Annotated in this window: 20 protein-coding genes and 1 riboswitch; of the genes, 19 read left to right on the forward strand and 1 reads right to left on the reverse strand. The window is 52.5% G+C overall.

Annotated features, from left to right (window positions below):
* Nucleotides 1-455 precede the first annotated feature (455 nt).
* The 6 genes from EDM58_RS16760 to EDM58_RS16785 all read left to right on the forward strand — a co-directional run bounded on the left by EDM58_RS16760 (nt 456) and on the right by EDM58_RS16785 (nt 11,545).
* A complete protein-coding gene (locus EDM58_RS16760) occupies nt 456-2,309 on the forward strand; it encodes a dynamin family protein (protein WP_122914336.1) in 1,854 nt (617 codons plus the stop codon).
* Nucleotides 2,306-4,051 carry a dynamin family protein gene (locus tag EDM58_RS16765; RefSeq protein ID WP_122914337.1) on the forward strand — a complete coding sequence of 582 codons (1,746 nt, stop codon included), beginning with the start codon at nt 2,306-2,308 and terminating at the stop codon, nt 4,049-4,051. Before EDM58_RS16760 ends, EDM58_RS16765 begins: the two co-directional genes overlap by 4 nt.
* Complete coding sequence (locus tag EDM58_RS16770) at nt 4,044-4,553, forward strand: hypothetical protein (RefSeq protein WP_023556163.1); 510 nt, start codon at nt 4,044-4,046, stop codon at nt 4,551-4,553. The genes EDM58_RS16765 and EDM58_RS16770 overlap by 8 nt, the downstream gene beginning before the upstream one ends.
* A 24-nt stretch (nt 4,554-4,577) precedes the next feature.
* Nucleotides 4,578-8,354, forward strand: a complete 3,777-nt coding sequence (locus tag EDM58_RS16775; protein WP_122914338.1) for a dynamin family protein — start codon at nt 4,578-4,580, stop codon at nt 8,352-8,354.
* A 60-nt stretch (nt 8,355-8,414) separates the two neighbouring features.
* A complete protein-coding gene (locus tag EDM58_RS16780; RefSeq protein ID WP_122914339.1) occupies nt 8,415-10,460 on the forward strand; it encodes a molybdopterin-containing oxidoreductase family protein in 2,046 nt (681 codons plus the stop codon).
* A 61-nt stretch (nt 10,461-10,521) separates the two neighbouring features.
* Nucleotides 10,522-10,677, forward strand: a riboswitch (FMN riboswitch).
* Between the two features lie 259 nt (nt 10,678-10,936).
* Nucleotides 10,937-11,545, forward strand: coding sequence for an ECF transporter S component (locus EDM58_RS16785; protein ID WP_023556160.1), 609 nt, complete (start codon nt 10,937-10,939; stop codon nt 11,543-11,545).
* Between the two features lie 304 nt (nt 11,546-11,849).
* On the opposite strand, the gene EDM58_RS16790 is transcribed toward EDM58_RS16785, so the two are convergent.
* The gene (locus EDM58_RS16790) at nt 11,850-12,602 is read right to left on the reverse strand and encodes a DeoR/GlpR family DNA-binding transcription regulator (RefSeq protein ID WP_023556159.1); all 753 of its coding nucleotides are present in this window, start codon (nt 12,600-12,602) and stop codon (nt 11,850-11,852) included.
* A 385-nt stretch (nt 12,603-12,987) separates the two neighbouring features.
* Here EDM58_RS16790 and EDM58_RS16795 point away from each other — a divergent pair, with 385 nt between their 5' ends.
* The 13 genes from EDM58_RS16795 to EDM58_RS16855 all read left to right on the forward strand — a co-directional run bounded on the left by EDM58_RS16795 (nt 12,988) and on the right by EDM58_RS16855 (nt 26,075).
* Nucleotides 12,988-13,884, forward strand: a complete 897-nt coding sequence (locus EDM58_RS16795) for a sugar phosphate isomerase/epimerase family protein (protein ID WP_023556158.1) — start codon at nt 12,988-12,990, stop codon at nt 13,882-13,884.
* A 31-nt stretch (nt 13,885-13,915) separates the two neighbouring features.
* Nucleotides 13,916-14,716 (forward strand): ABC transporter ATP-binding protein, encoded by an 801-nt coding sequence (locus EDM58_RS16800; RefSeq protein WP_246000808.1) that lies wholly within the window; start codon nt 13,916-13,918, stop codon nt 14,714-14,716.
* A gap of 17 nt (nt 14,717-14,733) precedes the next feature.
* Complete coding sequence (locus EDM58_RS16805) at nt 14,734-15,528, forward strand: ABC transporter permease (protein ID WP_023556156.1); 795 nt, start codon at nt 14,734-14,736, stop codon at nt 15,526-15,528.
* Between the two features lie 29 nt (nt 15,529-15,557).
* Nucleotides 15,558-16,355 (forward strand): ABC transporter ATP-binding protein, encoded by a 798-nt coding sequence (locus EDM58_RS16810; RefSeq protein ID WP_035316176.1) that lies wholly within the window; start codon nt 15,558-15,560, stop codon nt 16,353-16,355.
* A gap of 21 nt (nt 16,356-16,376) precedes the next feature.
* Entirely contained in the window at nt 16,377-17,138 is a 762-nt protein-coding gene (locus EDM58_RS16815; protein ID WP_023556154.1) for an ABC transporter permease, read from the forward strand.
* Between the two features lie 30 nt (nt 17,139-17,168).
* Nucleotides 17,169-18,482 carry a M20 family metallopeptidase gene (locus EDM58_RS16820; RefSeq protein ID WP_122914341.1) on the forward strand — a complete coding sequence of 438 codons (1,314 nt, stop codon included), beginning with the start codon at nt 17,169-17,171 and terminating at the stop codon, nt 18,480-18,482.
* Between the two features lie 34 nt (nt 18,483-18,516).
* Complete coding sequence (locus EDM58_RS16825) at nt 18,517-19,698, forward strand: ABC transporter substrate-binding protein (RefSeq protein WP_122914342.1); 1,182 nt, start codon at nt 18,517-18,519, stop codon at nt 19,696-19,698.
* A 40-nt stretch (nt 19,699-19,738) separates the two neighbouring features.
* Nucleotides 19,739-20,749 (forward strand): Gfo/Idh/MocA family protein, encoded by a 1,011-nt coding sequence (locus EDM58_RS16830; RefSeq protein WP_122914343.1) that lies wholly within the window; start codon nt 19,739-19,741, stop codon nt 20,747-20,749.
* 27 nt (nt 20,750-20,776) lie between these two features.
* Complete coding sequence (locus tag EDM58_RS16835; protein ID WP_122914344.1) at nt 20,777-22,303, forward strand: FGGY-family carbohydrate kinase; 1,527 nt, start codon at nt 20,777-20,779, stop codon at nt 22,301-22,303.
* Between the two features lie 11 nt (nt 22,304-22,314).
* Nucleotides 22,315-23,136 (forward strand): BtpA/SgcQ family protein, encoded by an 822-nt coding sequence (locus EDM58_RS16840; protein ID WP_122914345.1) that lies wholly within the window; start codon nt 22,315-22,317, stop codon nt 23,134-23,136.
* A 77-nt stretch (nt 23,137-23,213) separates the two neighbouring features.
* Nucleotides 23,214-24,317: a M42 family metallopeptidase gene (locus EDM58_RS16845; protein ID WP_122914346.1), complete on the forward strand. Its 1,104-nt coding sequence runs from the start codon at nt 23,214-23,216 to the stop codon at nt 24,315-24,317.
* Between the two features lie 21 nt (nt 24,318-24,338).
* Complete coding sequence (locus tag EDM58_RS16850) at nt 24,339-25,070, forward strand: SDR family NAD(P)-dependent oxidoreductase (RefSeq protein WP_122914347.1); 732 nt, start codon at nt 24,339-24,341, stop codon at nt 25,068-25,070.
* A gap of 30 nt (nt 25,071-25,100) precedes the next feature.
* A complete protein-coding gene (locus EDM58_RS16855) occupies nt 25,101-26,075 on the forward strand; it encodes an acetylxylan esterase (RefSeq protein ID WP_122914348.1) in 975 nt (324 codons plus the stop codon).
* The last annotated feature ends 81 nt before the right edge of the window (nt 26,076-26,156 follow it).

The following is a 26,156-nucleotide window of genomic DNA, read 5'->3' on the forward strand; positions in this document are numbered from 1 at the left end:
GAAGCTTGCCGTACGCGATAACCGAATGCCAAGGAAAGAAGAACATCGGAAAGCCGTATGAGGGAGAACCTCACGTACGGTTTGATGAGGGGGAACTGATAGGAGTAAGGCGACCAAACGGTCGCCAGAAAGCGTCAGTTCTCTACTCTACACCCTGAATCGCTTCTTCGAAGTGGGCTGCTTTTGGCCGCGGTTCCGCCTTTGCAATGAAGGCGGCCAGGAATAACCCCCAGCAAAGATCCCAACCCGCCTGAGCTTTCTCCTCTTTTTCCTCCCCTCCACTAAAGCTGGTAGACCACTATCCAAAAAAGCATCGTATTTCCAATCACACTTTATAAATGAAACCAGATTTGAATGGTGCTATACTTAAGCAAAAAGTACCAATTCCAGCATCAAACGCATCGACAAAAAGAGCGTAAAGTCGCAGATAATCTCAAATAAAGACAGGTGCCACGATGGAAAAAACAGACAAGCACTCATTTGAAGCAAACAAACATTTTGCGGAAGAAAAGCTGAAAGAAATCTCCGCCATTCTAGCCGATTACGGATTCCAGGAGCGAATTGAGGCAGCTCAAAGCAGACTGCAGCACGAGAAAATGCATCTTCTCGTCGTCGGCGAATTCAGCCGTGGAAAATCGACTTTTATCAATGCCATCCTGGGAAAACCCGTTTTGCCATCGAAAGTAAATCCCACGACAGCAACCATCAGCATCATTGAGGGCAGCGACCAACCGCAGATGAACATCTTGTACCGCAGCGGCGAAAGAATAAACCGACCCTTGCCGGATGAAAAAGTGAATAAATTTCTAGAAGAATTTATTACGACAAGCAACCAAGAAGCCAATGCCATCCAGGAGGTGCGGATCGGATACCCGGGAGTCCTGCAAATCATGCAATGCGATATCGTGGATACCCCCGGCGTCAACGACCTGGATGATTTGCGCGAGGAAGTCACCTTCCACTACTTGTCCAAGGCGGATTCCTGCATCGTGCTGCTCGACAGCCAGCAGCCACTATCGGAGAGTGAGCGGCGATTCTTGCAGGAAAAGGTATTGGCCAATGATATCAACCGTTTTCTGTTTGTCATCAACCGAATCGATGAGGTAGAAAACATCCCTCAGGGTGAAGTGAGCGCGAGACTGAAGGCATATGTCCGCAAATTATTGCAAGAGCATCTTCCGCAAATTGCGGACCCAACCATACATACTGTTTCCGCGAAAGAAGCGCTTCGTGCGAGGTTTAAGCAAGAAGCAAGCATATGGGAATCTGATTTTTCAAACTTCGAGGCCAGCCTGATGGATTTCGTCTCCAGGCAGGCTGTGAGAGATCGGCTACCCATGCATTACGACCGGATCGCTGCGATCGTCAAAGACGGCATCCAGACGGTAGAAGAACGGTTCAGCCTGCTGTCAGTGCAACGAGATGAAATGCTTCTGGAACTGCAAAGAATGGAGCAGGAAGAACGTACCATGCAGCTGGAATTGGGAACATTCGAATCCTTCATGCAGGTCGAGTCCGTGAATCTCGCCCGTTGGATGACAGCCTTTGTACGCGAGGAATTCACAAAGCTGCAAGCCGAGTTGGTCGGGCAAGCCGCGCAAATCACGACAGATGAGGACGTTTTACGAATCAAATCCATGGCGGGTATTGGCATTCGCAGCATCATGGAAGCCCTGCAGGAGCAAATGCTGGATTATCGGCGCGGACTGCACGAGAAATTGCAGGCAAAATGGGGGCATTACTTCAGCCACACGAGTGACGGGAGAAAAGCATCGAGAGGAATTTTTTCAGATGCCGACACGGAGCATCTCAAGAATCTTATCACGATGGAACCAACTGGCGAGCAGACCTCTTCCTTCGCTGAAGTCGCTGCCGGTATGGCCCTGGGCGGAACCCTGGGATTCATCGGTGCCGCCCTGTTTGGTCCCATCGGGATTGGAGCGGCAATCGTCGGCACCATCTTCCTGGGAGGCAAGCTGCAAGAGGAGAAGGAAGCAAAGGAAAGAGAAGCGCTGCGGACAAAGGTGACGCAAATCCTGCAAACCCAGATTCAAGGGATCATCCAAAACGTAGAGGAAAAAGTGAAGGATATGGCGGGCAAAGAACTGGAGCCCATCCAGGAGCATTACGCCACGCGCCTGCACAATCGAATGAACGCGCTCAGGCTTACCCTTCAGGAGCAGCAAGGCATCATGCAGGGACAAAGCAGCGACATCGATACGCAGAAAAAGCGCTTGGATGAGCATCTTGCCCAATTGCGTCAGCTTCAAGAAGAATTGCTCAACAGAAAGGAACGTTTATTGGTATGAATATCGAGCAGATAACGGACAAGCTGGTGGAGATCAGCGAACGCTTGCAGCACCGCGCAGCGATCAACCTCCTGGCTTCCATAGAAGATGCCGGAAAAAGAAATACATTTCATGTAGCGGTTTTGGGAGAATTCAATCGGGGAAAATCATCCCTGATCAATGCCATTTTGGGAAGGACTCTCTTGCCTACGGATGTGCTGCCGATGACCGCTTGTCTTCATGTCTTGGAGTATGGAAGCGAAGAAGCGTGCACGATTGTTTGGAAAAATCCCCCGGCCGAGACCATTCCGCTGACACAGGAAGCTCTCAGATCACTGGGAGCAGACGGCGAGGAAGATGCAGCGCAGATTCAATTTGTCGTCATTCGCTTGAATCACCCGCTGCTGCAAAATGGTTTGACCTTGCTCGATACGCCTGGGGTCAATGACATCGAAGCAAGCCGGGTGGAGATGACCTATCAGGTATTGCCGCATTGCGATGCAGCCATTTTCCTGCTGGATGCCGCAGCTCCTTTGACCAAAAGTGAAGCAGATTTCCTGCAAAACAAAGTCCTGCACTATCAGATCGAGTCCCTCCTGTTTGTCTTGTCGAAGGCAGATCGTTTGGACGAAGAGGAATTGGAGGAGGCCATGGAAGGCGCAAGCGAGCGAATCCATCAGCTGCTTGGGCAAGAGGCGCATCTCGTTCCCTTTTCTGCGAATCGCGTATGGCAGGAGCGAGCCAATTATGCGGAATCGGCAGAGGTCAACCGCTTGTTTGACCGCATTCAGGTTCTGCGCGAGCAAGCACACCAAAGCTTTGCAAAACGCCAGGTATCCAACCTGCAGCTGGTTTGCCAGATGATCGAAGAACAGTTGGCAGTCGAGCAGACTGTCCTCCAGCTCAACCACACGAAGCTGGTCGAATATGAAAGAGCGCTGCACAGCAGACGAGTGGAGCTGGAATCCGCGTTCACTCTGCTGCTGGCGAGTATGGATAAAGTCGGCAGGGAGACGCTGGAGCAGATGTTTCGGGCTTCCTGCGCGAGACTTGAGGAAAAGCTGGTGGAGGATATTTCCTATCAGCTGCAGATCATGGAGGGCGACCTCGAAAAGTTTTGGAACAAAAATCTTCCCCTGCAAATCGAACGGGCGATCAAGCAGTTTGCGGAAGAAAAGGCGGTCGAGATCAAAACCTATCTGGACCGTTTTTGCCAGCATGTCTCCAGCGAATACCATCGCCACTTCCGAACAGAGCTCTTGCTGACGCTTGGAGCGGATTCGCTGCAAATGCCGCAATGGGCTTCTGCCTCGAAGGGAAGAGGACAGCATGCCGTTCATCAAGTGATGGAACAAGTCCTTCCGGTAACCATCGGAATGGTGGCGGGCAATCTGATTTTACCAGGCATCGGAACGATCGTCGGTGGAGCGTTGGCCAGTGTGATCACTACCGTCGTGCGCGGGAACCAAAAGGAGCAGATGCGCGAAGCTCTCATGGAACAAGTGCCTGATCTGGTCCAAGGCGTGATCACGCATTACCGGCGAGAGGTAGAAAAAACAATCGAGCACTGGTTTGTCCAAATGACAGCGACACTGGAGAGCTATCATCGCGAGCAGGAGGAGCAGCTTCTGGCTACGGTGCAGCAGCATAAAGACGCCGCTTCCGCTCCAGTCCCGGCATTTGAGCAAAGTGAACTGGACAGATACAGGCAAACAATTGAGGAATGTGAACAAATGTTGATGAGGGGTGTCCAGCATGTCTGATTTCTTGCATCACATGTTTTCGCAAAATCTACACGTCCAACCGAATGCGATGGGAGGTCACGACTTCGTGAACAGTCAGTTCCAGACGGTTGGGCATAGCGAGCCAAATGTATTTGGTGGCGAGACATTCTACAACAATAACAACCAAACGATTGGCTATACACAGCCCAACGTGCTGGGCGGGAATGATCATTTCAATGCCAGCCATGAAAAGATGGGTCACACCCAGCCGAATGTCTTTGGGGGCGATACCACCTACGACACGAACTTTCAGACTGTCTCCCACAGCCAGCCTAATATGTTTGGCGGCCATAACTATTATGATACCAACTTCCAGGAATTTGCTCATTCCACCTCTGCGGGCGGCGAGACAAAAACAATCCACTTTCATCCGCAGGAGCTGCAACAGCTTCATACGGATTGGCAAAAGCAAGTGACGCAGCTTGTGCCAGGTGATCCATTAAGACACGCTTCCCAGATTCATTTTCCGCCATTGGTGTAACAACTTGAAAGAACGGTGAATGTCATGCAGCCTTCCGAACGGCATAGCGGGATTCAAAATCCGCAGATCGCAAACATAGTCCGCCTGAACCCGGAGGAAGAAACTCTCCAATATGAAGCGGCAGCTACGTTTTACAACCAGGATTTCTGGCCTGACAGCGAGCAAGTGAGTGGGACTGTCGTGGTTACGGATCGACGAATTGCCTTTTTTGATGAGTCCGTCGACGGGTATTACATAAACACTTTCTTATGGGTAAAAGAGAGCTTCATCGATTTGGACGAGAAGCGGCTCTATCTCGCATGGAGAACGGAAAATGAAGAACAGGATGAACGGTTTTGGCTGAGTCTGGAGGATGAACAGATTCTCTTGGATATTCATGAGCAGATCCTCAATCTGCGACAGCAAATTCCGCTGCCATCCGTCATCAGCAAGCTGGAGGAAGCCCTCAGGCTGATCCAGAAGCGCGAGCTGGACAAGGCCATCTCTTTTCTGAAGGAAATCGGGAAAGAAGACCCGCTTTGCCTCATCGTAGACTTGATGCTCGTACGAACCTTGAATGAGCAAGGAAAATCCAATCAGGCCGTGATGTACCTGGCCAAGCAGATGCCCTATTTATTGCGCTATCTGCCAGAGGTCGTCTTCCACGAATACGTCTGGTACAACTGGCACGAGCAGTCCTTGCGCTATCTGCCCAGCCTCGAGGAAGCGAAAGGAGACCAATCGGTGGGCGCGCTCCTGCTGCGAGCCATTTACGCGAGGGCAAACCAGCAGTCCGGTGAACTCGTGGAGCTGCTTTGCTCCATTTTCCATGCCTTGGCCGAGGAAAATCCGTATATCTACATACAGGGCTACGAAATCTTTTTGCATACCATTGCGTTGGCCGAGGAGCAGAACCGGGACAGTATCGAAAAGCTGATCAGCGTGTTTCTGAAGTCCATCGATGAGTTGTTCGAAAACCCAATTGAGGCGAGCGGTCAGAAAAAATTCGTCGAAGCAGTGGCCCAGGTCGTACGAAATCCGGAATCATTCCAGATTGTCCAACTGATGGATCTCATGAATGAACTGCTCCCGCCAGAAGAACGGGAGGAGGCTGATTTTTACTCGTCCCGTTTGCTCCATCATGAAAATTTCAGCACGCTGGGCAAGCTCTCCGCGGCTACGATGAAGCCTCAAACAGCATCAGTGCCAGCAGAATGGACGCTGTTTGAAATCTACAACATGCAGGATGTCTGGTCTTCTATTTCTCCAGTCAAGGAAGCGGAGATTCAAATCAAAATCCTTTTTGCGAAGTTTCGCAATCGGCAGGTAACCTACGACCAGGTCTTGCATCAGATCTCAAAATGGAAAGAGAACCGGATGGCGGTAAGCCTGCGCAATCACGAGATTATCATCCCCGACGCCTATTCCTTGCTGCAGCTCATGGAGATCGAATGCCTGTACGCGACAGGGAAAAGGGAAGAAGCTCTGCAGGTGACGGAGCGCTGGCGGGAAGATGACGGTTATCAGGTCGGAATCTGCTTGAATCCATTCGGAAAACATCTAGGATCCATCTGCGATCTCTGGGAAGCGATTATTTTGGGCGATGCATCCAGTATTATGGAAAGCCTGCAGGCCATACCGGAAGAAAAACCGTTTTTATGGCTGCGTCAATTTGGCACGATCATGGGAACCGCTCTGTTGAAAAGGCAAGAGGACCTCTCGCACGACTCTGCCTTTGTCATCGAGGAGCTGAAGGCGTCCCTGGCTGAGTTCCAGCAAGTCAGCCGAATCGGGGATACCCATGCGCAGCTAAAAAAGAAAATGCAGGGGTATCAGGATTTCATCCAGGATCAGTTGGCAGCATTGGAAAGCCTCAAGTCAGGAGCGGCAGAAGTAGCCGTTACCGTCACGGAGCCAGAGCCGCAACTCCAGGACGAAGCACCAGCGTCTAGCGGGGGGATGTTTCAGAAAATCCTGCAACTATTTCAAAAGCGGGAGTCCGATAAGAGTAAGCAAGAGGAAGATGACCGTTTCCCGGAAGCAGAGGAATGGAACGACTCTACGAGAAGGTACTTGAAAATCGCCTTGGTGGGCGAGACAAGTGCTGGGAAAACCACCTTGTTAAATCAACTTTTCGCCACCAATATCTTTTTCGTCACGCAAGAAGAAGCGACAGGTGTCCCTACCGAGATTATCAAGGACGTGAACGCCAGGGTAGAAGTATGGGACAAGCAGGGGCAGCGCAAGAAGACGCTTCCCATCGAGCCCGAGTGGACGCTGGCAGACGGCACGACGATCAAGGAAGAGCACGTAGGGCAAATCCGCGATTTTATTATGTCGTATACACGAGTGGGATCTCCCGAGCTGCAATGGGTCGAACGGGTAAAAGTTTTCCTGCCGCTCAAGGAGCTGCCCGATGACATCATGCTGATCGACTCCCCCGGCTTTAACGCCAATGAGGCCCGCAGCGCCATCGCCAATCGCGTCGTGGAGAGCAGTCATATATCACTTTTCATCATGGATGCGCGCAACGCCTTGAAAGGCAAGGAGCTTCATGTCCTGCGGATGGTCCGGGAAGAAGTGGGGAAAATGTTCGTAGTTCTGAACAAAATGGACCTTGTCTTTGGCGATGACGAGCTGGATTGTGACGGCGAAAGTGCAGCGGAAGAGACCATCGAACGAGTACGCCGTGATTTGGCGCGTTCCCTTGAGGTAGAGCAGGTCATCGTCTATCCGGTATGCTCCCTTGCTCCTTCCGAGGTGCAGGCAGACGCCAGGCGCTACGTAGAGAATTTGGGACTCTTGCGCGATAAAATCTTCGCGGAAGCCAAAGATCAGCAGGTAGACCTGTTCGTAGACGCTATAGCCAAGGAATCGATCACTCTCAGCCACGAATTGACGGAGATCATCCGAGAAAAGATCAGTGAACATCGAAAGCAGCTTGCCATCGTGCAAGGAAGTACACCTGCCAGTTTTGACATGTTTGAGGAAGAGATCCAGGAAAGAATGATGAACAGCTATCATCGCAGCAGAAGTCAATATATTCAAAGCATGAACCAGATTCTTGACCAAAGCATGCAGGAAGGCGTCACGTTTTTTCATGACTGGCTGGTGGAAGTGGATTCAGCTGACAAGTTAAAAAAAGGAGTCGCAGCACAAGCTGAGGCTGCGACGAATCATATCGTTTCACAGATCGAACAGGCCAGAAAAAGAGAGCTGGATCGGATGGTGAAACGGATCCATGACGAGATGGTAGGTATGATCGAGGAATTGTATGCCAATCTGCCTTTTGCGAGCCCGGTTCAACAAAGGGATCTGTTGCGATCTCTTCCCAGCTTGCACCAAGCGACGGGTAGTTCCTTGGACAATCATTTCCGTTCAATTGATTACGGAGATGGTCTGAATCTCGGCTCCGCGATTGGTGCCACGATTGGAGCGGCTCTTTTAGGCCCGCTCGGTGCTTTTGTCGGAGGCTTCCTGGGGACGTTGTTTGGCGGGAAATCGCTGGGAGATGTGAAGCAGGAAGTGTATGACACCTTCATTGATTCGATCACAGAGGTGGAAAATCGCATCATTGCGTTTTGCAATCAGGACTTGAATACCTCTGACATGTCCTCCTTTGTCAGCAGCCTGCAAAAAGTGACACAGGAACAGCTTCGTCTGTACAAAGCGACGATCGAAAAAGAAACGGATCGACAGAAACAGAAGATCGCGGCAGTCGAGCTGGATATCGTGAACATGAAAATGTTTTTCGCCAAAACAAAGCTCACGATCCAGACGCTGAAAAAATGGCGACACTTCCGAAAGCAAAATCTCGTTTAATCCTTCGCCGCAAACTGCTATCCTGAGAAAAAGAAAAGGAAACTGGAGAGGAGCGCGGTTATGAAATCATACGTGGACCAGCCCGATGGCGTATTTCCAGCCGTTTGTTCTCTGGATTGCCCGGATCAATGCGGCTTGCTTTTGCACAAGCAGGATGGGCGTGTGGTCAAGGTGGAGGGGGACCCCGAGCATCCGGTAACAAAAGGGAATATTTGCAATAAGGTGCGCAATATGACTGAACGCCTGTATGATCCCAAGCGCCTGCAGCAGCCGCTCAAGCGGACCGGTCTCAAAGGGAGTGGCCAGTTCGAGCCGATCAGCTGGGAGGAAGCGATCGAAACCGTTACGTCCAAGTGGAAGACGCTCATCTCCGAGCATGGTGCAGAAAGTATTCTACCTTACAGCTTCTACGGCAATATGGGCAGACTCAATGCGGAGAGCATGGATTTGCGCTTCTTCCACCGGCTTGGAGCCAGCCGCCTGGAGCGGACGATCTGCAATTCCGCAGGTGCAGTCGGTTACAGCTACACGATGGGAGGCGCTTTCGGGACAGACCCGGAAGATACGATTCATACGAAGCTTTTTATCATGTGGGGCATCAATGCGATTAGTACGAATATGCACCAGGTGGTCCTGGCAGAGCAAGCGCGCAAGAACGGCGCGAAAATCGTGGTCATCGACGTCCATAAAAATCGGACGGGACAGTGGGCCGACTGGTTTATCCCGATCCTGCCGGGCACGGACACTGCTCTGGCGCTTGGCTTGATGCATATTCTTTTCGCAGAAAACTGGGTGGATCAGCACTTCCTGGAGCAGTATACGGTCGGACATGAGGAATTGCGGGAGCATGTTCGCGCGTATGATCCGGCCTCCGTCTCTGCCATTACAGGCGTTCCGGTCGAGGATATCTACAAGTTGGCGAGGATGTACGCGCAGACCTCTCCGTCCTTTATCCGCATTGGAAACGGCTTGCAGCACCACGACAACGGCGGCATGTGCATTCGCACCATCGCTTGCCTGCCCGCGCTCACCGGTCAATGGCTGGTGAAAGGCGGCGGGGCGATGAAGGGCAACGGCGGATTTCTAGGGTTTAACAGAACCGCTTTGCAACGTCCAGATGTACTTGAGAAAAAAGAAACGCGCAGCATCAACATGAACCGGCTCGGGCATGCGCTGTTGGAGATTGATCCGCCTGTTCACTCTCTCTACGTCTACAACAGCAATCCGGCTCTCGTCGCACCGGAAGGAAATAAAGTGAGACAGGGCCTGGAGCGCGAGGATTTGTTTACGGTTGTGCATGATCTGTTTCTGACGGAGACGGCGCTGTATGCAGATATTGTTTTGCCAGCGACCGCCTCCTATGAAAATACCGATTTCTACACGTCGTATTGGCATCACTATATCCACCTGCAGAAGCCAGTTATCGCTCCATATGGACAGAGCAAATCCAACGTCGAAGTGTTCCGCTTGCTCGCCAAAGGGATGGGTTTTGCCGATGCCATGTTCGATGATACCGAGGAAGACCTGATTCGACAGGCACTCAATTTTCCGCAAAATCCGTATTTGTACGGCATCGAGTACGAAGAGTTGCTCGAACAAAACTACGTGAAAGCCCGGATACATGCTCCTTTCATCGAGAATTTGCCGACACCGAGCGGAAGGATCGAGCTGTACTCTAGCCAGATGGAAAATGTGGGGCTTCCGCCTCTGCCGACCTATGCGCCACTACCGGTGGAAAGCTCGTATCCGTACTGGTTTATTCCAGGACCGAACCACAATTTTCTCAACTCCACGTTCTCCAATAACGCGAAGCATGCCAGGATGGAAAAGCAGCCTCGTTTGTATATGAACACGGATGATGCGAAAGCGAATGGCATTGAGGAAGGCGATTGGGTAGAGGTAAGGAATGATCGCGGCGTTTGTGAGCTGGTCGTATCCGTAGGAGATACCGTTTTGCCTGGTGTCGTCGTCAGCCAGGGCTTATGGGCGGATTCGCCGGATTCCAAGCACTTCGTCAATGCCTTGACGCCGGATCGCATCGCAGATATGGGAGGCGGCGCGACGTTTTTCTCCGGCCGTGTCGCAGTAGAGAAGAAAAGCCGGTAAACTTTCGCTATTGTCAAAAGAAAAAGGAACGCTATATAATAGCATTTGTATAAACAACTACACATTCCTTCGGGGCAGGGTGAAATTCCCGACCGGCGGTGACCATGCCTTAGCGCATGGCAAGCCCGCGAGCCTCCCGAGCTGTCACAAGCGACGGAGTGCAGGATCTGGTGAGAATCCAGAGCCGACAGTACAGTCTGGATGGGAGAAGGATGACGACAGTGCGTATTCACACGTGCTTGTTTGCCTGTGCAAACGGGAGAAGCAACAGGGGAGCTTCGTCTGCAATAGACCCTTTTGTTTCTTGTACCCTTTTTTGTGCATGCCTTGGTCATACGCCTGCAATGAAGCCCTGGGGACGATGTTCCTCAGGGCTTTTGATGTTCTTTTTCTGTTGCCGGGCGATCAAATACGTGAAGGAAAGACGACTGTTGCCATTCCTCAAGAAGGAGTAGAAAACTGAGGAGATGGTACACATGAAAGAAACAGCTTTGCACTCATCACGGACAGCAACCAAACGGCTGGTGACGATTCCTATGCTGGCTGCGGTTGCGTTTATCCTGCAGTATCTGGAGTTCCCGATTCCCTTTACGCCTTCGTTTTTGAAGCTGGACTTCAGCACCTTGCCGGCTTTGATCGGCGGGCTTATGTACGGACCAGTCGCAGGTGTTGTCATCGAGGTTATGAAGAATGTTTTGCACATGCTGTTTAAAAATACAGATGGCCTGATCATCGGGGAAGTAGCCAATATCTTGGCAGGTTCAATCTTCGTCGTTTCTGCTGTGCTGATGCAGCGATTGGCAAAAGGCAAACAAGGCTTCCTCACCGGTCTGGCGATCGGAGCCTTGCTGATGACCGTTGTCATGGCATTTATGAACGCTTGGTTCCTGCTGCCTGCGTATGCGGCGCTCTACCAGATGCCGATGGAGCAGCTTCTGTCCAGCTTCGGCGCCGACAGCGTCTGGTCCCTGATCTTGTACGGAATCGTTCCGTTCAATATCTTCAAGGGAGTCGTCCTCGCTTTGGTAGCGTATCCGGTATACGTGAAGCTGGCGCCTAGATTGCAAGTGAGAACGGCGAATTAACCAACGACAGACGTTTTTTAAGAGGTCACGAAAAATCCTCCGTCCCCTGTGGGATAGAGGATTTTTTGTTTTTTCTATCACCTGCGAGAAGCCCACAAAAAAGCAGGAGGACAAGCAAAGGCTGGTCGAGGAAAAAGGGGAGATAAGCGAAGGCCTTTGGAATGGAGACGGCCAGGGATGACCCCCAGCAAAGATTTCAATCCGCCTGGAGCGTTCTCGCCTTTTTCCTCCCCTCCACTACTGTTTGACCAACCACCAAATTAGTAGGGGTCGGGGACTCGGGTGATCTTTTTCTTGCGAAAAATTACACCGTAATCAGCTTCCCTCTGAAATACGCCATTTCTTGCCCCGCAACACCATCATCCTGATTCGTAATCACGGTTGTAATCTCATCCATCTCGCAGACCTTCACCAACGAGGATTTGCCGAACTTCGTTTTATCCACCAGCGCGATCACTTCCTTGGACTTGGAGATAAAACAGCGCTTGACCTCCGCGTCCTCCAGGCTGTAATCGGTAGGTCCCGCACTGTGGCTGATTCCAGCCAGCCCCATGTAAAAGCGGTCGTAGTTGAATTTCAGCACGGTGTCCTTGGCAATGGACCCAACCATCGACATTTCTGATTTTCGCAGCATGCCGCCGACAAAATAGACCTGATGCTGGCTTTTCGCCAGGATGGAGGCAGCTTGGAAGGAATTCGTAAACACCGTCAAATTATTCTTTTTCAAAAGCTCTTTGGCAAATTCAGCTGCTGTCGTGCCGACGTCGATGGCGATCACTTCGCCTTCTTCGACTTGCTCCGCAGCGTACTTGGCGATTTGCTTCTTCAGCTCAAGGTGCTGCTTATGCCGCTGGTAAAACATCGGCTCGATCGAATTGCTGGGAAGGGCGGCCCCGCCTCTTTGCCGGATGATCAAGCCTTCGTTTTCCAGTTCGGCCAGGTCGCGGCGTACAGTAACGGTGGAGACAGCCAACAAGGTGGCAAGCTCATCTATCGATAGGGGAGATCTGCGATTCAAATGTTCCAATATCTCTTTTGCGCGTGGATTTTCCATCATCGTATAACCTCTCTCATTTTTAATGATTGAATAAGGTAATGGATGAACATTTTTGATCTATATGATTAGTTTTGATCATAAAATGATAATACCATGTTTCGAATGATAAACAAATCAGGACTTTTTCGAAATCATTCGCCATAATTTTACAAATCCCTGCAACCATAGCTGCAATTATTGTCTTATAGGGAAAGAAACGCGGATATGACGCGAATGATTTCACAAGAAGAAGGTGCATAATTTTGTTGACATGGATTGGAAAAGGGAATATTCTGAAAACTATAGTACAGAAAGTAACATAATTTAAACAAATTGATCATGATTGTATCATGAAAAGCAGTTTTTCCTCTATTACATTCGATCACGAGAGGAAGGGAGTGCTCACATGCGCTGCAAAATCAAGAAAGGCATTAACATATGGTCATTTCCTGAACAAATGAACATCGCGGACTGTATGAAGTTGGCAAAGGAAGCCGGTTTTGAGGGAATTGAACTGGCGTTGAGCATGAAAGGTGAGCTAAGCCTGACGAGCAGCGACGAAGAAATTCTTCGCTTGAAGCAGGCGGCGGATGACATCGGGATCGTGATCAACAGTCTGGCCACAGGACTGTACTGGCAATTCTCCCTGACCAGCAATCGGGAAGATATTCGCCAAAAGGCAAAGGAGACGGTGAGACGGCAGCTGGACATCGGGGCCTTGCTGGGAGTCGATTGTATTCTCGTTTGCCCGGGGACGGTCGGAGTGGATTTCACCCCTGATGAGGTCGTGCCGGATGCCAAGGAGATCGAGTTTTTTGCCGGCTCTGAGGTGATCGATTACGATGTCGCCTATGAGCGAGCGCTGTCTGCTTTCCTCGAGCTTGCGCCATACGCGGAAGAAAAACAGGTTGTGATCGGAGTAGAGAACATTTGGAACAAGTTTTTGCTCTCTCCCCTGGAAATGCGTGATTTCATCGACAAGATCGGCTCGCCTTGGGTTCGCGTCTTTTTCGATGTCGGCAATGTGGTCGCGCACGGCTATCCGGAGCAGTGGATTCGCATCTTGGGCAAGAGGATCGCGAAAGTGCATTTCAAAGATTATCGCCGGGATGCAAAAGGCTTGGCCGGTTTTGTCGATCTGCTCGCAGGTGACGTGGACTATGTGCGGGTAGTGGATGAGCTCGTCGCTCTGGATTACGACGGATGGGCAAACGCCGAGATGTGTCCGGTGTACAAATGCTATTCCGACCAGATCGTCTACAACACTTCGGCTGCAATGGACAGAATATTGCGAATTAAGTAAGCGAAGGATGGAGGTGCAGAGCTTGTCAAAGGTGATCATGCGTGTGAATGCGCTCTCAAAATCATTTTCGCAAAAGGCCGCGGAACTGCGTGTTCTAAACCAGATCAGCATGGACATACACGAGTCGGAATTTATTTGTGTGATTGGCCCAAGCGGTTGCGGCAAATCTACTTTTTTGAAATGCGTGGGCGGGATTCAGCCTCCTACGACAGGGACGATAGAGCTGGACGGAGTGACGCATGAGCGGGGCATTCCATCCCACGTCCTCGGAAAGTTCGGCTTCGTTTTTCAAAGCAACAACTTGCTTCCCTGGCGCACAGCGGAGAAAAATCTCAGACTCATGCTGGAGGTGTTGAAGGTCAAGGAATTTGACTGGGACCAAAGAATTGACGAAATGCTTCAGATCGTGGGCCTGGCCCAATACAAGGATGTATACCCGCATGAACTGTCCGGGGGGATGAGGCAGCGGGTCGGGATCGCGAGGGCTCTGGTTCATAACCCGGAGATTCTGCTGATGGATCAGCCGTTTGGCGCTTTGGACGCGATCACCAGAAAAATGCTGTCCTATGAAATGCTGAGCATTTGGAAGCAGACGAAAAAGACGATCATCATGGTGACAAACAATGTGGAGGAAGCGCTCTTGCTGGCCAATCGCATCTTTATTTTCTCGCCGTTGCCCGGAGAAATCATCTCCGAGATCGAGGTAGACATCCCCCTGGAAGAGCGGGGGCAGGACATCGCGGGCCACAAGCGCTATATCGAGCTGCGCACCTTGATCAACCAGGTGATTCGCCAGGGACATGCTGCCGAAGCAAGACGTCAGGCAACCTAGCCGAGGAGGAATGGACAGTGGAACTCATACGCACGAAAAGCAAGCCAGTCCAAGCAGACCGTGCATCGATCATGCACTCATTGTCTCCGATTCTCTTGTTTGTGGCCCTGTACGTGCTGCTCGAAGTCATCATCCGTGCGGCAGGCATTTCCAGAACGGTATTGCCCACGCCTACAGGGATTCTGTCGGAGACGATCCGAAATTTCGGTTCCGATCTCTGGCCCCATTTTGTTTTTACCTTAAAGGTGGTGGTGATCGGCTTCGTCGTCGCGACGATTCTCGGGATGACGCTGGCAGCCCTCTTTTCCCAGTACGATCTGATCGTCAAAGCGGTCTCGCCGTTTATTATCCTGCTGGTCGTGACGCCGATGATTACAATTGTTCCGCTCTTCATGCTGTGGCTGGGGTTTGACCCGAACATACGCATCCTGGTGGTGATATTGCAGGCGGCCCCGATCATCATGCTGAATACGCTGTCCGGGTTCACCTCGGTCGAAACGGAGAAGCTGGAGCTGATGAGATCGATGGGTGCAAGCAGGCTGCAGACGTTTTTCAAGCTGATTCTGCCCAATGCGATGCCCCAGGTGTTTACGGGAATCAAGCTGGGCTGCATCTTTTCCACGATCGGTGCGATCAGCGCAGATTTTGTAGGAGGTTCGGTCGGACTCGGATTTCGCATTCTGCAGTATTCCGGCCTGGTGATGACAGAGATGACGTATGGAACGATTCTCATCGTCGCCTTGATCGGGATCATGCTGTATCAATTGGTCAGTTTCGTGGAGGGCAGGGTCATCGTGTGGCGCAAAAAATGAGTCAGCTTATCGGATCGGGGGGAGATCACGTGCAAGATCCCAAAATCAAACTGGTCGATGTCACGAAGGTGTTCAAGACACGCAGCAAAGACATCGTGGCCGTGCGAGACGTCAATATGGAAGTGCATCCTGGAGACTTTGTCGCGATTCTGGGGCCCAGCGGCTGCGGCAAATCGACGATCATCCGGATGCTCAACGACATCATCCAACCCTCGTCGGGAGAGATGTACATCGACGGGCAGGAAATCGTCGGCGGGAAGACGAGCAAGGAACTGATGAAAAAAATGGGCTTCATTTTTCAACAGCCCAATCTGTTCCCCTGGCTGACCGTACGCCAAAACGTCTCCCTTCCACTCAAGGTATTCGGTCTGCAAGGGAAGGAGTGGGAGCAAAACGTCGACAGGCTGATCGAAATGGCAGGCTTGAAGGAGTATGAGCATGCCTACCCTGCTGAGATTTCCGGCGGCATGATGCAGAAGGCGGGGGTAATCCGGGCGATGGTTCACGAACCGGAAATCCTGCTCATGGATGAACCGTTCGGGGCATTGGACGAAATCACTCGAGAGCAGTTGGATCTGGAGCTGTTGGCGATTTGGGAGCAAACCAGAAAAACGATTATATTTATCACCCATGAAGTGGAAGAGGCGGTATTGCTCGCTTCCAGAGTGTATGTAATGGCGACCAATCCGGGACGAATCGTGGCGGAGGTAGAGATTGACCTGCCGAGACCGCGAACGCTGGAGATGATTGAGCACGAGAGGTTCATTACATATGAGATGGAACTGACGAGCATGATCGGAAAAGTGGAATTGAGGCACATCAAGTAATGCGGAAGGGAGGAACATGCGTTGAAACAAGCGGCCCCATCGAATGCAACAAGCGTGCTCGCGCCTGTCATCATGTTTTTTATCCTGTTCGGAACCTGGCAATTCGCCACCGTCGGCTTTGATATTCCGCGCTGGATCTTGCCGAATCCCGTGTCGATCATCGAGACGATGTTTGTTTCGTTCAGCGAATTCGCACCGCATATCGGGATCAGCATTGTGACGATTATCTGTGGTTTTCTGGTTGCCGTGCCGATTGGGATTATGCTGGCTGCGCTGATCACCAATTTCAAAATCATCGATACAACGCTGTCGCCATTCGTGATCTTCCTCGTGATTACGCCATTGATTACGCTCGTCCCCTTGCTGATGATCTGGTTCGGCTTTGGCATCGAGGTGAAAATGCTGGCGGTCGTCATCCAGAGCTTCCCGATCGTCATGATGAATTCGGCGACAGGCTTCAACAATGTGGAAAACATCCGGCTGGAGCTGATGAAATCACTGTGTGCGAGCCGCTGGCAGACGTTTACGATGGCGATATTGCCCTCCGCTCTCCCCAATGTGTTTACGGGCATTAAACTGGCCAGCATCTTCGCCACCATCGCAGCGGTAACCTCCGAGCTGATCGGCGGCAATATCGGGATCGGCAGCCAAATCATCAAGTATTCCCAGTACATGCAGACCGAGAAAGCATTTGCCTGCATTTTCTTCACGGCGATCATCGGTACGACCTTTTACGGCTTGATCAATCTCGTGGAGCGAAAAATCGTCCGTTGGAAAATCTGACGGCCTCGATGGAAATGGGGTGAGCAGTGCATGAGCAGCAAGCAAAAGGTGTTTGAATATTTGGATAATAATAAGGGTGAGCTTGTCGAATTCATGAAATCGCTCGTACGGATTCCGTCAATCAACCATACGTTTGGCGGCGATGAGAAAACGGTTCAGGATCGGCTGGCGAACAGTCTGCGTTCTCTAGATTTCGCAGAAGTGGAGCAATTCGCCGTGGACGCGGAGCAGGTCCGCCCCAATGTCGTAGCGGTGATGAGAGGCGAGGGCGGCGGCAAAAGTCTGCTGTTCAACGGACATATGGATGTCGTCCCCATTGCCGAGCCGCAAAAATGGCATAGTGATCCATTCGAGCCCACCCAAGAGGGAAACAAAATCTACGGGCGCGGCACGAGTGATATGAAAGGCGGCGTATCTGCCGCAATCTGGGCAATGAAAGCGATCAAGGATTGCGGGATATCCTTGCGCGGCGATGTCCTTCTGCAAGCCGTCACGGGCGAAGAGTCGAACGAGGCAGAGGAAATCGGGACGGTGCAATGCCTGAAACGAGGCTACACGGCAGATTTTGCAGTCGTCTGCGAGCCTTCTGATCTGGAGCTGCACACCGCCTCTGTCGGACTGTTTTTCTTCGAATTGATCGTTGAAGGCAAGGCCGTACATATTTCCGCGAGAAACCAGGTCTTGTTTCCGCAGCCGGCAGGCGTTCCGAGCGGACCCGAGGTGGGGGTGGACGCATTCAAGAAATCGCTCCCGTTCGTGAACTACTTCTATTCACTCGAGGAACAGTGGAATCATCGCTGGCGGGACGCGGTGCTGGGCGCTGGCGGCAGTCCCGGACATGATGTGCAGGGAGTAGGCTTGTTTACGATCAACCCTTCGTTTATCGATGGCGGCGAATATCTGGGCTCTGTCCCTGCAAAGGTCAAGCTCACGTACGGCGTCTGGTACCCGGATCAGCTGGTGAAAAAAGAAGAGCTGTGGGAGGAGATCAGAAGGGGCGTCGAAGCGCTCGCCTCGACGGATGATTTTCTGCGCAAGAATCCCCCTAAGCTGACAGTGCCGGTGCTGCAGGAATGGCAAGGCTTTCATGTCCCTGCGGATCACGCAGGCGTGCGCACAATGATGGGGGCGATCGCGGATGTGAAGGAATGCCGAGCCGTCTTGTCCGGCTTTCGAGCCGTTTGTGATGCCGCCTATTTGAACAAACACGGCGTGCCTGCTGTCGTGTTCGGGCCGGGCTCGCTGAGCTGGTCGGTTCACGGCGAGAACGAGTACATCACGGTAGACAGCCTAGTGGCAGCGGCCAAGGTATACGCCAGCATGATGATGGATTGGTGTCAATGATTCAAGACATAAATGATCCAAGGAGGGTTACAGGATGAGAAAGGTGCAAATCACGCTGTTGATCGCTGTGCTTTGGTTGGTCGCGGTGCTTGCCGGGTGTGCGCAAAGCAGCACGCAGCCGGGGGGAAGCAATCCTTCAGGAGGAACGAACACGTCAGGCGGAGGTCAAGCTGCTGGCACGACGCCGCAGCCCAATACCGCAGCCCCTGCATCGGGTTCGGGCAATTTGCAGCAGGTGACGGTCGTCGTGCCGCGCACGGTGGAAGTGTTGGATGACGCGCATATCTGGTCAGCCATCAAGATGGGCTATTTTGCCGAAGAAGGCTTGGAGGTAAAAATCGAACAGTCCTTTGGTACGACAGATACGAAAATGGTAGCGCTCAAGAATGCCCAATTCGCTTTGCCTTCTCCCAATTTCCTTTTTATGGGCATTGAAAACGGATTGCCCCTCAAAGCCGTGTTCCAAAACGATTCGATCAATATTTTTGGCATGGCCGTCCGAACTGACAGCGGCATCAAAACCTGGGAGGACATGAAAGGCAAGAAGGTGGCGCTTGGGGATGCGGCATGGGCCAACATCATCAACCCGACGCTGATCGCCGCCGGTCTGGATCCGGAAAAAGACGTAGAGTATGTGGTCGCCGGGGAAAACCGCTTCCAGATGGTGCAGGAAGGCAAGCTGGACATCTTGTTCACCTGGGTGGCGGAGTATTCGCAATTGAAGGGTCAGGGATTTGATTTCGAGTACATCGACGGCAACGAGATTCTGCCGTATACCTCGAATCCGCTCGTAACCAACGCGGAGTACCTCACCGAAGATCCGGAAATGGTGCGCAAATTCGTGCGTGCGCTGGCAAAAGGGATGTACTTCGTGAAAATGAATCCCGAAGCGGCAGCCGACCTGACGCTGGAACAGTTCCCGTCGATCAAAATTCCTTGGGACGGCGCTGTCGGCGCGATGATGGGCCGCGTGTATCAAGGCTTCGGGCTGAATGAAGCCGACCAGCAGAAAATCGTGAATGAAGGCATCGGCATCGCGGATATGGACAAATGGAAGCTCAATATGGAGTGGGCTGTGAAAACGGGCATCATCCAAAAAGAGATTCCGCTCGATCAGGTAGTGACCAATGACTTTGTCGATACGACCTGGGATAAGTCCAAGGTGGAAGCCGATGCGAAGAACTACGTGTTCAAGGTAAAAGACAAGTACCAGTAAGCCCTTCTCGTCAGTCAGCTTACAGGAAGGGGAGAGATCGATGCACAAGATCGGAATTTTGGGAGCCGGTTTGATTTCGAGAAGTCACGCCGAATCGATTCGTACGCTGAACAATGCCGTGTTGACAGCTGTTGCCGATATTCGCGAAGAGACGGGGCGGCGCTTTGCAGAGGAATACGGCTGCGCCTACTATCAGGACGCCGAGGAGCTGCTGACGCACGCAGACGTGGAGGTAGTGATCATCGCCTTGCCAACCTTTCTGCATGGCAAGTATGTGGAATTATGCGCCCAATACGGCAAGCATGTGCTCTGCGAAAAGCCGGTAGAAATGACGGTGGAGGCAACACAGCGCATGCTGGATCAGGTGAAGGAAGCCGGGATCATTTTTATGGTAGGGCAGGTCGTCCGCTTTTGGAGTGGCTATACCGAGATCAAGGAGCTTTATGAAAGCGGCGAGCTGGGGCAGGTGCACATGGCTTTTGCCAGCAGATGCTCCACCTTGCCGGACTGGGGAAATGAATGGCTGCTGCATCCCGAAAAAGGAGCTGGAGCGATCTGCGACATGCATGTTCATGATGTCGACTTCCTGCGCGATCTGTTTGGCGAGATCGATTCCGTGTATTGCCTCGCCAACAAAGACCATACCGGCTGCTGGAATCACGCCATGTCCTCCATTTCCTTCAAGAGCGGGGTAAAGGCGGTTGCCGAAGCGGCGTTTACGATGTCCGACGGGTATCCGTTCACCATGTTTTTTAAAGCGGCCGGGACGAAAGGGACCGTGGAGTTTACCTACAAGGCAGGCTACAACATCGGGGAGCGGGATACTGCCACTTCCGAGCTGCGCCTCTATCAGAAAGATCGGCAGCCCGTCATCCGCAAGCTGGAACAGCATGATGCTTACGCAAGACAGCTTCATTACTTTTTGTCTTGTGTTGACGCAGGAGAGCAGCCAGCCCGCGTGCCGCATCAGGAGAATCTGGAAGTAATCCGGGCCATTGCCGCGATACGCGAGTCAGCCGAAACAGGTGAAATTCTCTCCCTTACCAGCTAAACCTTGTGGATACGGCAGGTGGTCAAGATGTCTTACGTAATGGGAATTGATATTGGAACCTATGAGTCCAAAGGAGTTCTGGTCGACAGGGAGGGTAGGATGGTCGCGTACCAGTCTTTGCCCCATTCCTTGGAGATTCCGCAGCACGGCTGGGCAGAGCACGATGCCGAGGAGACATGGTGGCACGCCGTGAAGACCTTGTCCAAAGCGTTGATCGCCGAGGGAGAAAAGACAGCCGGCTTTCGTGCTTCCCACATCGAAGCAATCGGAATCAGTACGATTGGTCCAGCTGTGGTGCCGATTGATCAGGACGGCAACGCGCTTCGCAAAGCCATACTCTACGGAATCGATACGCGGGCAAGCGCAGAAATTGACGAGCTGAACCAAAAAATCGGCCCCGCCAACATTTTGCGAAAGGGCGGTCACTATTTGTCCTCGCAATCTGCGGGAGCCAAAATTCTCTGGATTCGCAACCAAGAACCCGGAGTATACGAGAAAACGGCGACTTTTCTCTCAGGAAACGGCTATCTGGTGTATAAGCTGACCGGAGAATGCGTCATAGATGCCTACACGGCATGCGCCTTCTCTCCTTTGTTCGACTTGCAAAAGCAACGCTGGGACGAGGAGCATTGCGCCTATGTGACCGAGCGGGAAAAGCTCCCGCGAATCGTGTGGAGCCACGAAATCGTCGGCTGCGTCACCCTGGAAGCTGCCGAAGCCACAGGGTTGCCAGCGGGAACGAAGGTGATTGCCGGGACCGCCGACGCGATGTCGGAATCGATCAGTGTCGGTGCGGTCAACCAGGGCGACATGATGATCATGTACGGAAGCTCGACGTTTTTCATCCAGGTGATCGATGCCCCGACCCAGACCGCAAAGTTTTGGCCCTCTGTACACGCAGTGCCGCAGCTTCATACGCTCACCGGAGGGACCTCCACTGCAGGCTCCATCACCAGATGGTTCGTCGACCAATGGCTCCAGCCGGGAGAAAGCAGGGATGAAGCCTACACCCGCTTGACGCATTTGGCGGAACAGAGCAATCCGGGAGCAAACGGACTGCTCATGCTGCCGTATTTCAGCGGAGAGCGCACGCCGATTCACCATCTGCAAGCCCGCGGCACGTGGTTTGGCCTTACCCTGAAGCATACGACCGGAGATTTGTACCGGGCGATTCTGGAAGGGATCGGCTATTCGATCCGCCACAACATCGAAGAGATGAGGCTTGCGGGATATCCGCCTCGCAAGCTGGTGGCGATCGGCGGCGGGACGAAAAATCGGCTCTGGCTGCAGGCGGTCAGCAGCATTTGCCGCGTGGAGCAGTACATTCCCAAGGTGACCTATGGTGCGGCGTACGGAGATGCGTTTCTGGCCGCGCTGGGACTGGGATGGTATGACAAGCTGGAAGAGATTGAATCATGGGTCGAATACACAGAAGTGATTCAGCCGCAAAGAAAAGACGCGGAAACCTATGAAACCTACTATCGCTTATACCGTGAAATCTACGAACAGACCAAAAAAAGCATGGATGTCTTGTCATCCATATCAAGGAACTAGGAGGGTCAGCGATGACTTGGTTAAAAGAAGTGATCGGGACAGAGAAAGCGATTATTGCCATGTGCCACTTTTTGCCGTTGCCGGGTGATCCTTATTTTGATCAGGAAAAAGGCATGGAGTACGTCATTGAAATGGCGCGCAGGGATTTCCTCGCCCTGCAATCCGGAGGGGTAGACGCCGTGCTGTTCTCCAATGAATTCAGCCTGCCTTACCTGACGGATGTCAAGACAGAGACAGTCGCTGCCATGGCCCGGATTATCGGGGAGCTGATGACGGATATCAAGATTCCGTTCGGGGTAAACGTCCTTTGGGATGCCAAAAAATCGCTGGATCTTGCTGCCGCGACAGGAGCCAAATTCGTCAGGGAAATTTTCACTGGCGTGTATGCGAGTGATTTCGGCATGTGGAATACGAATGTCGGCGAGACGATCCGCCATCAGCATCGCATCGGCGCCAAGGACGTCAAGCTGCTGTTCAACATCGTGCCGGAAGCGGCCAAATACATGGCGGACCGCGAGATTGAGAGCATCGCCAAGTCGACTGTCTTCAACAACCGGCCGGACGCTCTGTGCGTGTCGGGTCTGACAGCGGGAGCGGAGACGGACTCCGCCATCCTGAAGCGCGTCAAGGATACAGTCCCGGGTACAGTCGTTCTAGCCAATACCGGAATGAGGATGGAGAATCTGGAGCAGCAGCTGTCGATCGCGGATGGAGCAGTGGTGGGAACGACGTTCAAGCATGACGGAAAATTTGAAAATCACGTCGATCCGGCGCGGGTCAAATCCTTTATGGATAAGGTAAAAGCGTTCAGAAGCCAGATCGTGTATTCGTAGCCAAGATGCAGAGTGGAAGCGGGATGATTCACCGCTTTCACTCTGTGTTCGATTTTTCAATTTGGGAGCGGTGAGAGATGAGAGCAGATGAATGGACGCATTTGGCCCAGCGGCTGCAAGGATTGACAGAGGTCGTATCCCCGGCCGGTTACGAGGATGCGATGATTCGCAAGGTGCAAAGCGAATTGCCAACTGGCTTACATGAGGTCAGTGTGGACAATCTCGGCAATGTCATTGTTCAGGTCAACAAAATCGATGAGCCGAATCCCTTCAAGGTAATGGTTTTCGCCCATATGGATGAGGTCGGATTCATCATCAAAAAAATCGAAGAGGACGGTTTTATCCGCGTAGAACGTCTGGGAGGCATTCCGGAAAAAAGCATGCTGGGTCAGACCGTGATCGCCGAAACCCCAAATGGCCGCATCACGGGCATGATCGGCACGAAATCGCATCATTTGACCAAGCCGGAGGAGAAATTCAAGCTGCCGCAGGTGCAGGAGGCGTATCTCGATTTTGGCTTTCGCAGCAAGCATGAAGCGCTGGAGGCTGGCGTCCACGTCGGAATGCCGGTTGTCTACGCCAGGCAATTTTTCCGCCGCCAATCCCTTGCCTTCAGCAATGCCATCGACAACAGAGCAGGTTGCCTGATCCTGCTCGAGCTGATCGACCGGCTTGTCGGCAAATCCCTGCCATGCGAAGTGGTCATTGTCTTTTCCGTGCAGGAGGAGTTTAATCTGCGCGGTGTGATCCCGGCTGTGAGGGCGGTCAATCCCGATGTCTCGATCACCCTTGACCTGGTCGTAGCCGCAGATACTCCAGACCTCAAGGGAACAGCCGATATCCGCTTGGGGAATGGTCCTTGCCTGAATTTGTACAGCTTCCACGGCCGGGGTACGCTCGGGGGCTTGATCCCCAATCCAAAGCTGGTCAGCTTCGTAAAAAAAGTAGCAGACGAAGAGGATGTCACCCTCCAATACTCTACGTTCATGGGCGGCTTGACAGATGCGTCGTTCAGCCAGCTGGAGAACGCCGGGATTCCGATGATCGATCTGGCCTTCCCTACACGGTATACACATGCGCCTGTGGAAGCAGTCGATCTCAACGATTTGTCTGAGCTGATCAGGCTTTTGGAAAAGCTGGTTCCCGCTTTTCATGCCGGAGTGGATTTGAAGAGGGGTTAAACGGGGAGGGAGGCCGTAGAGATGACCGAAGAAGCACGCGTTGTTTTGATTACCGGAGCCAACAGAGGGATTGGTTTGGCGATAGCCCGCAGATTTCGCCAGGCAGGGGATCGCATCGTCATCCTGGATGTGGCGAATGAACCGAGCCCGGAAGCGGCGGAAGTGACCGTAGACGGGAGCTATTTTGCCTGCGACGTGACGAACAAAGCTGCGATAGACGCGGTGATGGAAAGCGTTTTTGCGAAATACGGCTTCGTGGACGTGCTGGTGAACAATGCCGGGGTACAGCGGAGAAAAGAGTTTCTGGAGACGACGGAAGAAGATTTTGATCTGATTTTCAATGTGAATGTCAAATCCATTTACCTGGTGTCGCAGCCGGTCGTCCGGCGCATGATCGCCAGGGAGCGCGGCTGTATCTTGAATATGGCCTCGATGGGCGGCAAATGGGGAGGAGCGGATGAGTCTGCCTACTGCGCGAGCAAGGCAGCCGTCATCGAATTGACGAAAACGATGGCGATGGCGCTCGGTCCCTACAATATTCACGTCAACAGCGTGTGTCCGGGCATCATCATGACCGATATGGCGAAGACGCTTTCTGCTGAGGTACTGGAGGCTTGGCGGGAAAAATCGCCTCTGGGCCGACTCGGATCGCCGGAGGAAGTGGCGGATGTGTTTTATTTCCTGAGCTCGCCTGCTGCTCGCTATATGACCGGACAGGCGATAAACGTGACAGGCGGCATGATCATGTACTGATCGCTGCTGCCTGAATGGGGAGGAGAACAGATGGGACAGCCGTATGATCTGCCTTTGGAGCAATTGCGGGAATACAAACCAGCGCTGACTCGGCGCGCCGACTTCTCAGGCTTTTGGGAGGAAAGCAAGCGGCTGCTGGCGCAGGTGCCGAGCGATCCACAGCTCACCGCCATCACGTATCCGGTCGATGGGGTGCGGCTGTATGAGTTAAGCTTTACCGGTTATGGACATGCGCGAATTCGCGGGTACTACGCGGTCCCTGACCGGGCGGGACAGCATCCGGGACTGGTCCTGTACCACGGCTACAACTGGAGCCATGACGGGCAGATCCATGACGTGGTCAACTGGGCATTGCACGGCTATGCCGCATTTGGGATGCTGGTGCGCGGTCAGCAGTTGAGCGAGGACAATAGTGTCGCACCACACGGAAACGCGGCTGGCTGGATGACCAAAGGCATTTTGTCCAAAGAGACGTATTACTACCGCGGTGTATACATGGATGCGGTACGAGCGCTCGAGGTGCTGGCAGAGCGTGAAGAAGTGGACGCTTCCCGAATCGGCGTGACAGGAGGAAGCCAGGGAGGGGCCTTGAGTCTGGTGGCTGCAGCTCTTTCCTCCATCCCGCGCGTTGTGGTTGCGGAATACCCGTATTTAAGCCACTTCCGGCGTGCGATCGACACTGCGCTTGCCGGGCCATACCTGGAGATCAATGAGTATTTTCGCCGCAACAGCGCGCCCGAGATCGAGGAAAAAGCGATGGAGACGCTCTCCTACTATGATGTGATGAACCTGGCTCCCTTGGTCACATGCCCCGTGCTGGTCTCGATTGGCTTGATCGATGAAATCACGCCTCCGTCGACGGTGTTTGCGGCTTATAATCATTTGCAAACGAGGGAAAAGCAGATCTGCGTCTACCGCTACTTCGGCCATGAACCGATGTCGGCTTTTCATATGGAAAAGCTGAAATGTCTGCGCGAGCATTTGGCCCCAAATACCACGAATTGACAATATGGCACTGGCTTGCTAATATACTTTCTTAAATACACCGCTTAAAGCTTAAAAGGCAATGAAAGGACTCGCAGTTTT

It is taken from the genome of Brevibacillus panacihumi (assembly GCF_003710985.1).
GTDB lineage: Bacteria > Bacillota > Bacilli > Brevibacillales > Brevibacillaceae > Brevibacillus > Brevibacillus panacihumi.

What these genes read in the sequence shown, in the direction of transcription:
- EDM58_RS16790 (WP_023556159.1), bottom strand. Translation starts at nt 12,602, where the DNA reads ATGATGGAAAATCCACGCGCAAAAGAGATATTGGAACATTTGAATCGC.
- EDM58_RS16840 (WP_122914345.1), top strand. Translation starts at nt 22,315, where the DNA reads ATGACTTGGTTAAAAGAAGTGATCGGGACAGAGAAAGCGATTATTGCC.
- EDM58_RS16765 (WP_122914337.1), top strand. Translation starts at nt 2,306, where the DNA reads ATGAATATCGAGCAGATAACGGACAAGCTGGTGGAGATCAGCGAACGC.
- EDM58_RS16785 (WP_023556160.1), top strand. Translation starts at nt 10,937, where the DNA reads ATGAAAGAAACAGCTTTGCACTCATCACGGACAGCAACCAAACGGCTG.
- EDM58_RS16760 (WP_122914336.1), top strand. Translation starts at nt 456, where the DNA reads ATGGAAAAAACAGACAAGCACTCATTTGAAGCAAACAAACATTTTGCG.
- EDM58_RS16825 (WP_122914342.1), top strand. Translation starts at nt 18,517, where the DNA reads ATGAGAAAGGTGCAAATCACGCTGTTGATCGCTGTGCTTTGGTTGGTC.
- EDM58_RS16795 (WP_023556158.1), top strand. Translation starts at nt 12,988, where the DNA reads ATGCGCTGCAAAATCAAGAAAGGCATTAACATATGGTCATTTCCTGAA.
- EDM58_RS16845 (WP_122914346.1), top strand. Translation starts at nt 23,214, where the DNA reads ATGAGAGCAGATGAATGGACGCATTTGGCCCAGCGGCTGCAAGGATTG.
- EDM58_RS16770 (WP_023556163.1), top strand. Translation starts at nt 4,044, where the DNA reads ATGTCTGATTTCTTGCATCACATGTTTTCGCAAAATCTACACGTCCAA.
- EDM58_RS16830 (WP_122914343.1), top strand. Translation starts at nt 19,739, where the DNA reads ATGCACAAGATCGGAATTTTGGGAGCCGGTTTGATTTCGAGAAGTCAC.
- EDM58_RS16775 (WP_122914338.1), top strand. Translation starts at nt 4,578, where the DNA reads ATGCAGCCTTCCGAACGGCATAGCGGGATTCAAAATCCGCAGATCGCA.
- EDM58_RS16855 (WP_122914348.1), top strand. Translation starts at nt 25,101, where the DNA reads ATGGGACAGCCGTATGATCTGCCTTTGGAGCAATTGCGGGAATACAAA.
- EDM58_RS16820 (WP_122914341.1), top strand. Translation starts at nt 17,169, where the DNA reads ATGAGCAGCAAGCAAAAGGTGTTTGAATATTTGGATAATAATAAGGGT.
- EDM58_RS16850 (WP_122914347.1), top strand. Translation starts at nt 24,339, where the DNA reads ATGACCGAAGAAGCACGCGTTGTTTTGATTACCGGAGCCAACAGAGGG.
- EDM58_RS16835 (WP_122914344.1), top strand. Translation starts at nt 20,777, where the DNA reads ATGTCTTACGTAATGGGAATTGATATTGGAACCTATGAGTCCAAAGGA.
- EDM58_RS16780 (WP_122914339.1), top strand. Translation starts at nt 8,415, where the DNA reads ATGAAATCATACGTGGACCAGCCCGATGGCGTATTTCCAGCCGTTTGT.